The following is a 12,872-nucleotide window of genomic DNA, read 5'->3' as shown; positions in this document are numbered from 1 at the left end:
AATGTGAGACTGGGATTAGTGCCGATAAATAACATTATCGGCATCAGTCAAAAAGGAGTAAAATCTATAGTAATCATTGCTATAGAATAGGTTTTACCTTGGAAGACTATCAAGCGTTATCTGCCATGCCGCTGTTTGACAGCGCAGACTTGCTTTTGCAGGGTAACCCTGTGGTCAACAGCTATATTACCCAATTAAGCTTGGGTAAAGTGGCCGATGCCGGCCTCTTGCTTGAGCATGCAACAGACTGGCTTTACGAACAAAGAGACAGTGAAAACAACTACAAGGCGTACCGCAGCGAGTTGACAACCTTTTTTCACTGGTGTTTCGATGTCGCAGGCATATCCGCCGCCAATGTGGGCCGACGGGAAATGGGACGTTACGTGGCTTATTGCCAGGCGCCACCAACAGAGTTAGTGGGTTATTTCAACGTCCCGCAATTCAAGACGGATAAGTTCAATCAGAGTCGGGAACCCAATCCCAACTGGCGGCCGTTTATTGGTCGCAAGGCGCTCGGCAAACCCTTGCCATACAGCCTGAGCGATAATGCCTTGAAGACAAAAATAGCCATACTTTCATCATTTTATACTTATCTTATGAGCGAAGAATATTGTGAGCGCAACCCGGCGCAGCTCTGGCTCAATCACAGTCGCTTTGCCAATAAGAGTAAGTTCAGGTTGGATCCGGCCGAAGAGCAACTCAAGGTGTTCAGTGAGCTGCAATGGTCTTATCTTGTAGCTTGCGTGCAGCGCCTGGCTGAAGCCGAGCCGGCACAACATCAACGCAGTCTGTTCTTGATTAACCTGATGTACGGCTGTTATCTGCGGATCTCGGAAATTGCCGCTCGTGCCGGTTATGCGCCAACCATGAGTCAATTCAAGCGCCATAATCACAGCGGCATCTGGTATTTTCATATTCCCAGGAGTAAAGGCGGCAAGGCCAGAAACGTGGCGGTATCCAAAGCGTTGCTGCAATCACTGCAAAGTTACCGGCGCCATTTGGGATTGAGTGACTATCCACAATCCAATGAAACCACGCCGCTGTTTATACGGCATCGCGCCGCCGGCCGAGGTCGGGAAAGTGGCGTGCTCAATGCCAACCTCGGCATACGTCAACTGCGGGATGAAATTCAGTTTCTGATAAACTGCGCCGCCGATGATGCCGAGAAAGATGGCTTTATCCAGGAAGCCAATGAAATGCGACAGCTTACTGCGCACAGTATTCGCCATACAGGTATCACTCATGACATCAATCTCAATGGTCGGCCTTTATCCCATGTGCAGGCGGACGCCGGTCATGAAAGCATAGACACCACGTCGCAGTATCTGCACACCAGCCAGGAAGAAAGGCACCAGAGTGCATCCGCCAAACCATTGGATAGACTGCAAGGAATTGAGAGTTAATCCAAGAAAACTATTGCTAGAGGTTTAAGGTGAATCACGGAGGAAGTTAGTTGCCTTAAACCTGGGATTACCGGTAATAACTCTCTAGATTTCAAATAGCTGCACATATAAATGCGCACAATATATATTATGTTAAATTAGATCTGATATGGCTTACATGCTCCCTTCATCGTGGCGGTTTGCGTTTTCCAAGAACGTCCTGAATTGAGTTAAGCTCTCTGATGTTGTTTGCTCCATCGTATTGCTCCGATTGCGATTACTCCAAGCTGTTGTCGGCACCAATTGCTCCATCTAATGGTTTTTCCACATGACCCTAGCCTCGATTAGCCGCGACAGTGTCTATCTTTTGTAAAGTGTCGGGTCTGCAATTTTGACTCGAAATTGCCCCGGTAATTGCAGTGATTACAACAACACCTTGAGCAGAGAAAGGCATCCAAGAATTGGATTCGCTATTGGCTTTTTAATGTTCCCAATACACGGTCTTTAAAAAAACGGCTGTCAATCAAAAATGAAATGTTTCTTTACATTGCAGCTTTGCCTCCTTTCCGGGATCACACCTGGATTACATCCGCGGTCTCATTTCCTCAGATTTATGTGAAGTAACACATAAAATCCTCATAGGTTTGAATAGAGTTAATGATTGATATCAGTAACTTGTATTTAAGTTGGCCCTAATTGTAAATAGGAATAAATATCATTTAATAGATTTAATACTTGTGCTATGTTGCGATTCTTTATCAAACCAATTCTTCGGACATCGCAACTCATGTGGTACCTCCTGTTGATCCTGACGATGACCCTGGGTTCACTGCTTATCTATTTAGGCAGTAAACACCAGGCATTGCTTGCCAAACCTTTGCCCTGGCAGGCCAAACTGCTGGGCACTTTATTCCTGCTGCTGGCTCTGCTCGGCTGGGGTTTACTGTTGACGGCCTCGGCCGCGTTGTTTTTTTGGCTCATGCTGCTTTCCATGCTGCTGGGCTCCCTGCCCTTTATTTCCCTGCTCAAGGGAGACAACAGATGACAACCATTAAGAAAGATAAAATCCGCCCTGACTTGCTGGGGAAAACCCTTGCCGGCGCCTTGCTGGGCTTTGCCCTGGCAGTCGCACTCAGTGGCATCTTTGCCTGGGTGGGGCCTGGTGGCATAGATGCCAAAGATAAGGTGCAATTCAATATGTGGCTGATAGCGCCACTCTGGCTTTCATTCTTCAGTTTCAGCTATTTGTTCTACAGTGCCCGCCGCGCCATTTTCTGGCTAATGGCGGCCAACGTGCTTGCATGGCTGCTGCTATGGTGGGTTAAGTAAATGCAGATCCGCAGCGATATTCTCAGAATTTATCAAACACTTCATACCTGGGTGGGCATACTCGCCGGGATTTTACTGTTTATCGGTTTTTATGCCGGCGCCCTGACCATGTTCAAGGAAGAGATTGCCGCCTGGTCATCACCGCCGCAAACCATTTTGCCACAGGTGAAACTGGAACAGATGGACAAACTACTCAGTGAAGCCAGAGCGCAACACCCTGAGTTAAGTAAGGGCTTCAGCCTTCATCTTGCCAGCGACAAGCATTCGCCTTTGAGTTGGTACGCCTCCGGCAGTGAGCGGCAATGGGGTCTGGGCGATGAGCTTTGGCATGCCAGTTTAAACAATCAAGGTGAGCTCATCTCCCATAAGGAACCCAAGAGCCAACTGGCACGCTTGATAGATGAGCTGCACCGCACCGGCGGTATTCCTGGCGATATGGGACACGAGCAGCTCGGTGCTTATTTTATGGGGGTTGCCGGCATTCTCTATTTTTTGGCGTTGGTTTCCGGGGTGATCTTCCTGCTGCCAACACTGGTGAAAACGCTGTTTGCCTTAAGGCGCAAGAAAGGCCCCAATCGTTTTTGGCTCGACAGCCACAACCTGCTTGGCATCACAGCACTGCCATTTCATATCATTATCAGTTTGACCGTGGTGGTGTTTGTCTTTCACGATCAATTGTACGGCGCCTTGGGGCAGTTTGTTTATGGCGATAAGCCGATGTTCAATCGCGAAGCACCCAAGGGCGAAGTGCGCTCACTGAGCACCCTGCCCCCGGTAACCGAACTGGTTGCTCGGGCCGAAAGCTTCGCGCCCGGTTATCAGGCACTCAGTTTGACCTATATGGGCATGGATACTCCGGCTCCCATGGTCCGGATGGCCATGTATAACGAAGAAGCGTTGATGCGCGGCCCGATAGGAGACTTCCTTTATATGAACCCCTACACCCTTGAGGTGGGCAACAGCACCTTTACTCCGGGGGAAGAAGGCGTTTGGGGCCGGATGGTTTCGGTATTCTTTGGACTTCACTTTGGTTCCTACGGCGGCTATCCCGGTCGCTGGCTCTACTTTTTCCTCGGAATGAGTGGTGCCATGCTGTTTTACAGCGGTAATCTGCTATGGCTGGAAAAGCGCCGCAGCAAACAGCGCAAGGGGGAGCCCATTCCAGAGCAACCGAGAAGAGTCAGGATCCTTGGAGCCGCTACTGTAGGAATTTGCTTGGGTTCAATGTTAGGCGTTGCGCTGGCCATGTTGCTGGGTAAATGGGGATATGCTCATGTAGAAAATATCAATCATCTGTATCTGTGGAGCTACTACGCCAGTTTCCTTATCGCCCTGGCTTATGCTTTCTGGCGTGGTGCTGCCAGAGCTGCGGTAACACTGCAAGCGCTATCGGCGCTGGTCTGTCTGGCAATGCCGCTGACATCCATCCTGGCGTTGCTGGCACCCGGTCTTGGAATCTGGGCACCGGAAACCCCAGGCACCTGGGCGGTGGATCTCACCGCATTCGCTTTTGCCGCCATCTTTGCTTTTGGCGCGCTCAAAACCTTTAAACGAGCGACCCAGGGGCCGGCTGACAGTATCTGGGCCATGCCGCAAAAACAGCCTATTGCGGCGCTGCAAACCAGCGTTCAGTCTTAAGCTGTTAGTTTGAATCATTCCACAAAGCCCCGTTCGCGGGGCTTTGCTTTGCAAGTCATGCCATCGAGCTCACAAGTTGCACAACAGTATCGCCATTGCCCGGCGCCATTATTGCTTAATCTGCCAACGGCTTTTATAGTAGCCGCTGATTTTATGGAAGAAAACCAAGGAGCTGGAATGTCCACCAATACGTTGTCTCTCCATCAGATCTGGTGGCTTACACTCACCTCGCCACAGATCAGTTTCCAAACCCAGGCCAGAGGTTATCTTAACCCTACTTCCCTGCATGCCGGGCTCGAAGAACCCAATACACTGGAAGAAGACTGGGGTATTACCGATAGATTATCCCTTCATCAGCAGATTGCCAGTCTGGTTAACGACGGCACCCATGGTCATTATCTGGTCAGTGATTATAGTCAATATGCCTGTGGTACCAGCTTGAACTGGCGATATCTTATTGATTTCGAACAATCCCCGCGTAGGCAGGCCGAAATGCGCTATGTCGCCGCGACTTATTCCATTCTCGGAGTCGGCGGCACCCGTGCCTATGATTTCGGGCGCGCCTCTTATCTCACCCGGGAAGGATTGCGCTTGGGTTGGGTAAGCAAGGAAGAGTTCGATTTTCTCCACAGCTTTATCGCAGCCAAAAGCCGCTATTTTTACCGCTCTTGGGAGCAATATACCCAAGCCTGGTTTGCCGGGCGTGCGATATGGATGTTTTTAATCAACGAGCCGGACACAGAAGAGGCAGCAGAGGCATTACTCAATGGCTGGATAGCCAGACGACAACGGATAGACTATCGCCGTGCTATCAACGACAGGGATAACCCCATTCATCAATGCGACTGGGACATGGAATTGCCGCAACTTAGCGCCCCGCAAAGCCTGCTCGATCTTCTCAACCAAACACAGGATTAGTCGCCATGGATATCTGGCAAATACTCGGTATCACCGCCACCCAAGATGAAGCAGCCATCAAGCAGGCTTACCGCACCCAGCTCCGCGACTGTCACCCAGAGGATAACCCGGAAGGCTTCAGAGCACTGCGCAGCGCCTACGAACAAGCCTTGGCTGCGGCCCACCCGGCAACCCAGCCCAAACCGCTGGAGCTGAATACGCCCTCGCCCGCAGCGGCCAAAGCACAACCATTGCCGCAACAGGAGTCTAAGCCGCAAGATTACAGCTACCGGGCCCAGCAAACAGCTGCCAAAGCCCAGGTTGGAACCCCGGAGAGTCTGTTCCAGCAGCTGATGAGCATGTTGGGCAATGAGCGCCTGCGCTTTGACAATGAACACTGGAATCAGTGGGCCGAGCGTGTCGGCCAAAGCTCTCTTTCCTGCCAAGCCCAGCTGTCGCAGTGGGTTCAGGCGGAGATACTCAATTGGCGCTGGCTGCCCGGACAAATTATCAGTCATTTGTGGCATGCACTGGAGTGGAGCTCACTTGAGCGGGGCGATAAGGCGCAGCAACAAAGAGCGGCTTTTTTCGATTGGTGGATTTCGCGGCCGAGCCCTGCGCCGCTGGACTGGTTGGCGACGCAGGATAATGCGACTCAAATCGCCATCCAAAGCTATTACCAACCATTGCAAAATGCACTGCTTGACTGTGATTTCCCACAGATCCGCATGTTGTTCTTTAGCGGTCATGTCTGCGGCGTGCTGCACCCTGCGCTTGCGATTGTCCAACTCAGGGTTATCAGGGCGTTAAACCTGAATTGGCCCGTGGAACAGTTGCTTGAGTTATGTGACTTTGTGTTGCAGCAAGGCGAACTCTGGGGCGAAGATTTGGTGCTGCTGGCCGAGATCAGCCGCCGCTGCGGTAAGGAATCCTTAGCACTCAAACTCGCCGATGAGCTCAAGCAAGCCGAGCTGCCTCAGCTATTGGCCGAACATCTGGAAAAATGGTATCTGCCGAGCACGCCGCGTTTGGCACTTTGGTTTAAGGCATTGGCCTGTCAGCAAGGCGGGAACTGGCGAATATCGGCCGCCTTTGAAGAGTGCTGGTTTGATGAACCCCAAGAGGCGGATTTCATCGAGCAACTGCTGTACAAGACTGTATTCAACGAAGGCGCTATGCCCCACACCATATTGCCGCTGAAGTCCTTGCCCGGTTATGAAGGCGCGTTGGCGAGATTGTTCTGGGCATGTCAGCTGGGCAGTTGGCAACAGATTGAACAGTTCGCTCAATTGCCGGCTTGCGATCGCGTGGAAGCCGGTTGGCATTATCTCGGCGAATTACTTTGCGACATTGCAACAGAGATCCTCGCCAATAGACCCAAGCATGCCGTGTTTGAAGCGCTGGCGGCAGGTTATGGCCAGCCCAACTGGTTTACTATGCCTGCGCCCGATGCCCAGGCCTTCAGCCAACCCACGCCCGAGGAATGGCTGCAAGTTGGCCAGCGCCATCCCCTGCTGCCGGATAGCTGGCTGCAGGCCTTGTGTCAAAGAGCCGAAGCTGAAGAATGGCTGTCACTGCTGACGGAAGATCCCAGTCTGTTTGGCATGCTGATCTGGCAGCGTGAGGGGGTACGTCAGCCATTGCTGTCGGCATTTGAGCATTCATCGGACGCTGAAAACGGCGAGCAAGCCGCCAAGGAGCAAAGTTCTCAAGCGGATATCGCCCTGGAGTGGGCAGAGTTCTACTATTCATTGCCATGGAGCAAAATCAGCCATCGCTTGGCGATGCGTCAGGCACTTTCACTGACGCAGTTGCCGCAGCCAATCAAGGACACTCCCTTTGCCTTGGCTTGGCAGATGTGTGCGGATCCGCAAAGCATCTCGCCGCTGATTGCCGAAGCCGTCATGCGTTGGCCCAAGCAGTTTGTGTTTTGCATAGAGCTGCGCAACCAGGTTGAGCGCTTGGCGCAATCAAGCTTAAGCGATGAAGAGCTCTGGCAACAGATTGATGCCGAGCAACTGACGGCACTCGGTGCCTTGATCAATCGCAGGGTTGAAACCACTGACGATATACACAATACCCTGATACTCTGGGCGGCACTGAGATATCACCCCAACGCCAGTAATAGCTGGCGCTATGTCACCACGCCACAACTGGAGAAGCTTCAGGGACAGCTGAAAGAGCAAAATATCAATTTCGAAGAGTATTATTACGACGACAATACCCTGGCCTATGGTCTGCTGAATGATGATTGGGAACGGGGCATCCATCCGGAAGCCATTGATGCCTGTGCGGCGAAAAAAGAAGCCAAAGACTATGTCTATCCGGCCTGTTACTGCATAGCCTTGCTGGCCAATGACATCTCACGTGCAGGGTTTAATGGCACCTTGGTAGAGGACTTTCACAAGTCGCAACCCAAACTTGCCGGTGACAGACAAAACACCGCCAAGCTATTGTGCCAACTGCTGGAAGATAAGCTCAACCAGGTCATCAGTGACGACCGAGAGAAATCGCCGCAACGCTTTAATCTGCACAGCGGCAAGCGCCTTTTTGTCTGGGCACTACTGGTGGCACTGCACGGCTTTTTCGTATTCCCCATCTATCCCGACAGCGCAGCCTCACTGCTCGACCCTATGTCCATAGTGCAGCAACTCGAGGCTCATAAAGGAAAACTCTTGGTGTTCCTGGCCTTTAACCTGTTTATGGTATTCAGGATCTGCAGTACCCGCCAGACATCTAAAGGCGCCCGCAACTATGGGGTGTGGAGCACCTTTGCCATAGTGTTGGCCTTGGTGGGTAACAGCTTCTGGTGGGCGCTGCCACTGCTTCTCGGCCACCTGCTGGCTGCCTCAGGCACACAAGCCGCGTCTTCAATGCGTCACGGCTGGCCGAAGAGTTTTAAAGAACCCAGAAGAATTACCCTGGAGGAAATTGTTTATTGATCCCAGTGCGCCAGTGCATTTTGAATTGCCTGGCGCATATCACGAATATAGTGTTCATCCTGGGAGGCCAGAGCCTGTTCAAAACTCAGCAACCAGTGTTCTATCTGACGCCGCTCGCCTCCCAGGCATTCCTCATACATGCGATGTAGCTTTTCCGTCAGGTTGAGGTTGGGTAATTGCTCGCGGGGATGCACTTTCAATCTGGCAAGCCTTTGCCTGCTGGCTTGTCTATCGTCTTCCGATACCCCGGTCGGGCTGCGATCTATCACTTTCTGGTGTACCTCTCCTGTGCTGGTGATGGTGACATCCACTTCAAGCATGCCGTTGATATCGTAGCTGAATCTGACATCCACCGACTGCAACCCTTGTCCGGTTGGAATATCGATATCGAGATCGTCAATGTGCAGATTATTGGCAACCCAAAGGCTCTCTCCCTGATAGATGGCGATACACACCTGGCTTTGCTCTTCATGACCGGCGTAATAGCGTTGCTCCAGCGATACCGGCACCACAGTGTTGCGTTCTATGATAGGACTGAACACCCCGGACTGGCCATTGCTCTCTACCCGGATCCCCAGGCTGAAGGGACAAACATCGGTGAGGATCAGCTCCTCTACCGCTTCATCGCGCAAACGACAGGCGGCCTGAATGGCAGCGCCTATGGCCACCACCCGATCGGGATCCAGCTCCTGGCGGCCAAAGCGGCCCAGTAACCTGGTAGCGACCTGCTTTACATGATGCTGACGGCTGGCACCACCCACCAAAATGAGTTCATCTATCTCTTCAGGCTGTAATCTGGCGTCGGCAAGTGCCTGGCTCAGCGGTTTTCGCAGCCGGTTCAGCGTCTGTTGCCAAATCTTTTCCAGCTCATGGCCGTCGAACTCGAGGTTGATATTCTGCTCGCCGCTCAAACAGACCCGGGTTCCCTGGCCATTACTGTAACGCTTGGCATTTTCACAGGCGTAATAGAGCTGACTGAGGTACTTGAGAGATTGGCTTTCACGCTCCAGCTGTAGCTTTTGCAACACGCCATCGAGCAGGTCTTGAGTGAAGTCTTCACCACCGAGACGGTTATCACCGGCCGAAGCGCGAACTTCTATGATGCCATCCTGAAACTCGACAATGGTGACATCGAAGGTACCACCACCTATATCAAACACCAGGAAACGTCGGCTATGGGACTCGTGTAAGCTGTAAGCCATGGCGGCAGCAGTGGGTTCATTGATAAGGCGTACCGCTTCCAGCTCGGCCAGCTCCGCAGCCGTATGCACTTGTTTGCGCTGCTGATCATTGAAGTAAGCTGGCACAGAAATCACCACTTGCTTAATGGCGTGCCCAAGATAGGCTTCAGCATCGGCCTTGAGGGTACTGAGTATGATGGCGCAAAGCTCAGTGGAGCTGAACTCCTGACCACCGAGGCGATAGCGTTTCTCACTACCCAAAAAACGTTTGAATATGGCGGCAGTATTACGTGGATGAGTCATTAAACGTTCGGCGGCCGGACGACCAACCAATAGGTGCATATCCTCATCAATACTGACGACCGACGGGGTTAAATCCTCTCCCAGGGCATTGGGGATCATCTGCACCTTACCATCGCGCCAAAGCGCAATGGCGCTGTTGGTGGTGCCCAAATCTATGCCGATTGCGGGTACTTCAGGCTTATCCATCACCTAACTCCTTCCTTTTCCTGCTTATCCATCTTCGCCGGGGGGAATTTCCAGCGCCCACACTATGCCTAAAGTTCGACAAAGCAACAAGTTAAATACTGAAAAACCAACAAAGTCGAAGGATTATTTATCCACCTGTCCCAGATGCAGACAACCAGGGTAATACCATAGAGTTCTTTGTGGGAAAACCAAGATATAAGGCTGAGAACTGCGATAAGCCTAACGGTCTTATGAATACGACCAACTTGGATAGATATGGAGATCCGACATGAAAAGACCGGCCAGTTTACAAAAGCTGTTCTCTTTGAATATGGCAAAGGAGCAGGAATCTGCATCCTGCATAACGGCGCGATAAACCCACCATCCTCTAACCGCCTATACCAGGCTAATAGCAATATCAAAACTAAGATACGAAAAAGCCCGCCTGTTTTCACAGGCGGGCTTCTCTGAATATGGCGGAGGAGCAGGGATTTGAACCCTGGATGGGCTATAAACCCATGCCGGTTTTCAAGACCGGTGCATTCAACCACTCTGCCACCCCTCCGAACGCTGCAAATACTATAGCGAGGATATGAGACTGTAAAGCAGAAAATGTCATGGCCTTATCTATTTGCTCAATCTGCACTCAGTCTTTGGGCGTTTCTTCTGCATGTAGCGCCAAACGAGCAGGATCCGGCTTGGTAAAACCTGCCCTCACCTGCGACCAGCCGGCAAACTGACGCAGTTTATAGCCGGCAAATACCAGCACACTACAACCCAGGATCCCCCAGGCAATAGCGGTTTCCCCGGCCGTGGCCCACACAGCAACCAGGCTTGATGCTCCGAATGCCAAAGTTATCTGTAAAAAGTTTTGCAGCCCAGCCGCTTTGGAGGCGCACTGACTGAAATGTTGCAGCGCACTGTTAACCACTATCGGATAAATGGCACCATTGGCCGCGGCCAGCACAGAAAATGCAATAAGCAATGGATAGATGGTTTGCGCCTTGAATACCAAAGTCGCCAAAGCAATCGCCAACACACACAAACCAAACAGGGCCAGCAACAGTTTAAGCGTCATCTCACTGCCTACCCTGCGGATAAGCAACTTACTGGCATAGCCACCGACAATAAACATGATGGTTTGCGGAATAAAGCTTAAACCTATGGCATCTGCCTCATAACCGTGCTGTTCCATCACTATCGGCCAGAGTGTCAGATAGGCAAAGAAAGCGCCTGAGCAAGCACCATAGATGAGCACATTGCCCAAATAACCTGTGTTGTTGAAAAAGGTCTTGTAGGCCACTTTTTCTTCAGCTTTGGAAGCGCCTTCATTTGCCGGCTTCACCAACACCATAGTCAGCGCCATCAATGCCGTTGCCGTCGCCGCCAAAATGAAAAAAATCGCTTCCCAGCCCATATACTTAAGCACCTTGGCGCCGAGAATAGGCGCCAAGGCCGGTGACAAGGCCACCAAGGGCATGATGTTGGAGAAGATACGCTGCGAATCTTTGGCATCATACTGCTCTACCACCAAAGCCTGCCAAATGACGGCAGCACTGCAAACGCCAATCGCCTGAAAGAAACGGGCACAGTTGAGCATGATGATATTGTCACTGAAACCTATACTGACTGTCGCCAGGGAAAACAGTGCCAAACCACCGAGCAGTGAATTACGTTTACCGAAACGCTGCACCAGAGGGCCGTAAAGCAGTTGCCCCAAGGCCAATCCGGCCAGGAAAGAGGTCAAGGACATGGCCACCTGAGATGAGCTGGCGCCAAGCGAGCCTTCAATTGCTTTGAATGCTGGGAGATACATGTCGGTCGCGATGAAAGCCAACATGCTCAGGAGCGCGAGATAGCATAAAAACATGAAATATTTAAGAGTCATATACAACCTGATTACAACTTAAGACAAAAGTAATATGAATGCCGGAGCAGTCTAAAGCCTTGCTCAATCGAGGTGAAACGTTTATTTTTGACCTAAGCTTTCAAATAATCTCACAGCAAGGAATCGCCATGCTTTCTGAACAATCGTTGCAACTTATCGATATTGTTTCTCACCTTGGCAGTTTCACCGCCGCAGCCAACAAGTTGCACAAGGTGCCATCCGCCGTGAGTTATGCCATTAAGCAGATTGAAGAAGAACTGGGAGTCGTGCTGTTTGAGCGTCATCACCGCAGCGTCAGTTTGACGCCGGCCGGGGCTCACTTTGTCAAGGAAGCCAGGATTATGCTCAAGCAACTGGACGACCTGAAACGGGAAACCCAGCGGGTAGCCAATGGTTGGCAGCCGACGTTATCCATCGCTTTGGACAATATCGTCAGGGCAGACAGGATCAGTGTGCTGATTGCCGACTTCTATCGTCACTTCACCGATGTGGAGCTGATCATCCGCATTGAGGTGTTCAACGGTGTCTGGGAGGCCTTGTCTACCGGTCGCAGCGATGTTGCCATTGGCGCCACCACTGCCATCCCGGTCGGCGGCGCCTACCATCACAGAGACATGGGCGATATCGAGTGGGCATTTCTGGTGAGCAAGTCCCACCCTTTGGCCGCTATCGACCGGCCACTGGAAGATGAAGAGCTCAGGCCCTTTCCTTCTATTTGCCTGGACGATACTTCAAGAGAGATCCCCAAGCGCCACACCTGGTTACTGGACAATCAGCGCCGCTTGGTGGTGCCGGATTGGATCCGCGCCATCAACTGCTTCCGTGAAGGCTTGGGGATAGGTTATATGCCGGTACACCTGGCCAGCCCCTTTATTCGCACCGGTGCCCTGGTGGAAAAGCAGCTGGCCACTCCTCTGGCTGCAAGCTCCTGCTGCCTGGCGTGGAATGCCAACAAGATGTCGCCGGCGCTCAAATGGGTACTGGATTATCTGGGCGATACCGAAAAACTGCACAGAGAGTGGCTCGCCTGACTTTAATTCATAAAAGATTCAGTGTTTAATGGCACAATCTATAACAGGAAACCTGCAGCGGAACCATATACGGTTTAAACTGCTCTAACATGGAAACTAGCCGGGCCGCCAACCCG

Annotated in this window: 9 protein-coding genes and 1 tRNA gene; 7 read left to right on the top strand and 3 right to left on the bottom strand. The window is 51.7% G+C overall.

Features of this window, described 5'->3' with window-relative positions:
- Positions 1 to 125 precede the first annotated feature (125 nt).
- The 6 genes from ACWAU4_RS11175 to ACWAU4_RS11150 all read left to right on the top strand — a co-directional run bounded on the left by ACWAU4_RS11175 (position 126) and on the right by ACWAU4_RS11150 (position 8,188).
- Entirely contained in the window at positions 126 to 1,403 is a 1,278-nt protein-coding gene (locus ACWAU4_RS11175) for a tyrosine-type recombinase/integrase (RefSeq protein WP_144216391.1), read from the top strand.
- Between the two features lie 766 nt (positions 1,404 to 2,169).
- Positions 2,170 to 2,427, top strand: coding sequence for a hypothetical protein (locus tag ACWAU4_RS11170; RefSeq protein ID WP_208126047.1), 258 nt, complete (start codon positions 2,170 to 2,172; stop codon positions 2,425 to 2,427).
- The gene (locus tag ACWAU4_RS11165; RefSeq protein ID WP_208126046.1) at positions 2,424 to 2,711 is read left to right on the top strand and encodes a hypothetical protein; all 288 of its coding nucleotides are present in this window, start codon (positions 2,424 to 2,426) and stop codon (positions 2,709 to 2,711) included. Before ACWAU4_RS11170 ends, ACWAU4_RS11165 begins: the two co-directional genes overlap by 4 nt.
- Complete coding sequence (locus ACWAU4_RS11160; RefSeq protein ID WP_447078565.1) at positions 2,712 to 4,349, top strand: PepSY-associated TM helix domain-containing protein; 1,638 nt, start codon at positions 2,712 to 2,714, stop codon at positions 4,347 to 4,349. It abuts the gene before it with no gap.
- A gap of 177 nt (positions 4,350 to 4,526) precedes the next feature.
- The gene (locus ACWAU4_RS11155; protein WP_454290271.1) at positions 4,527 to 5,267 is read left to right on the top strand and encodes a DUF1266 domain-containing protein; all 741 of its coding nucleotides are present in this window, start codon (positions 4,527 to 4,529) and stop codon (positions 5,265 to 5,267) included.
- A gap of 5 nt (positions 5,268 to 5,272) precedes the next feature.
- Positions 5,273 to 8,188, top strand: a complete 2,916-nt coding sequence (locus tag ACWAU4_RS11150; RefSeq protein WP_208126040.1) for a J domain-containing protein — start codon at positions 5,273 to 5,275, stop codon at positions 8,186 to 8,188.
- On the opposite strand, the gene ACWAU4_RS11145 is transcribed toward ACWAU4_RS11150, so the two are convergent.
- The 3 genes from ACWAU4_RS11145 to punC form a co-directional block, all read right to left on the bottom strand.
- Complete coding sequence (locus ACWAU4_RS11145) at positions 8,182 to 9,858, bottom strand: Hsp70 family protein (RefSeq protein WP_045282769.1); 1,677 nt, start codon at positions 9,856 to 9,858, stop codon at positions 8,182 to 8,184. The genes ACWAU4_RS11150 and ACWAU4_RS11145 overlap by 7 nt on opposite strands.
- Positions 9,859 to 10,311: 453 nt before the next feature.
- A tRNA-Ser gene (locus ACWAU4_RS11140) sits at positions 10,312 to 10,402 on the bottom strand.
- Positions 10,403 to 10,483: 81 nt separating this feature from the next.
- Positions 10,484 to 11,725 (bottom strand): purine nucleoside transporter PunC, encoded by a 1,242-nt coding sequence (gene punC / locus ACWAU4_RS11135; RefSeq protein WP_454290270.1) that lies wholly within the window; start codon positions 11,723 to 11,725, stop codon positions 10,484 to 10,486.
- 128 nt (positions 11,726 to 11,853) lie between these two features.
- Here punC and punR point away from each other — a divergent pair, with 128 nt between their 5' ends.
- Positions 11,854 to 12,756: a DNA-binding transcriptional activator PunR gene (punR, locus tag ACWAU4_RS11130; protein WP_109247772.1), complete on the top strand. Its 903-nt coding sequence runs from the start codon at positions 11,854 to 11,856 to the stop codon at positions 12,754 to 12,756.
- The last annotated feature ends 116 nt before the right edge of the window (positions 12,757 to 12,872 follow it).

This window comes from Shewanella sp. FeAMO, assembly GCF_053653955.1.
This window is presented reverse-complemented; position numbering and strand designations above follow the sequence as displayed.

Bases quoted from the DNA above. Each gene is read 5' to 3' on its own strand.
- ACWAU4_RS11160 (WP_447078565.1), top strand. From the start codon at position 2,712: ATGCAGATCCGCAGCGATATTCTCAGAATTTATCAAACACTTCATACC.
- punC (WP_454290270.1), bottom strand. From the start codon at position 11,725: ATGACTCTTAAATATTTCATGTTTTTATGCTATCTCGCGCTCCTGAGC.
- ACWAU4_RS11165 (WP_208126046.1), top strand. From the start codon at position 2,424: ATGACAACCATTAAGAAAGATAAAATCCGCCCTGACTTGCTGGGGAAA.
- ACWAU4_RS11175 (WP_144216391.1), top strand. From the start codon at position 126: ATGCCGCTGTTTGACAGCGCAGACTTGCTTTTGCAGGGTAACCCTGTG.
- ACWAU4_RS11145 (WP_045282769.1), bottom strand. From the start codon at position 9,858: ATGGATAAGCCTGAAGTACCCGCAATCGGCATAGATTTGGGCACCACC.
- ACWAU4_RS11170 (WP_208126047.1), top strand. From the start codon at position 2,170: ATGTGGTACCTCCTGTTGATCCTGACGATGACCCTGGGTTCACTGCTT.
- punR (WP_109247772.1), top strand. From the start codon at position 11,854: ATGCTTTCTGAACAATCGTTGCAACTTATCGATATTGTTTCTCACCTT.
- ACWAU4_RS11150 (WP_208126040.1), top strand. From the start codon at position 5,273: ATGGATATCTGGCAAATACTCGGTATCACCGCCACCCAAGATGAAGCA.
- ACWAU4_RS11155 (WP_454290271.1), top strand. From the start codon at position 4,527: ATGTCCACCAATACGTTGTCTCTCCATCAGATCTGGTGGCTTACACTC.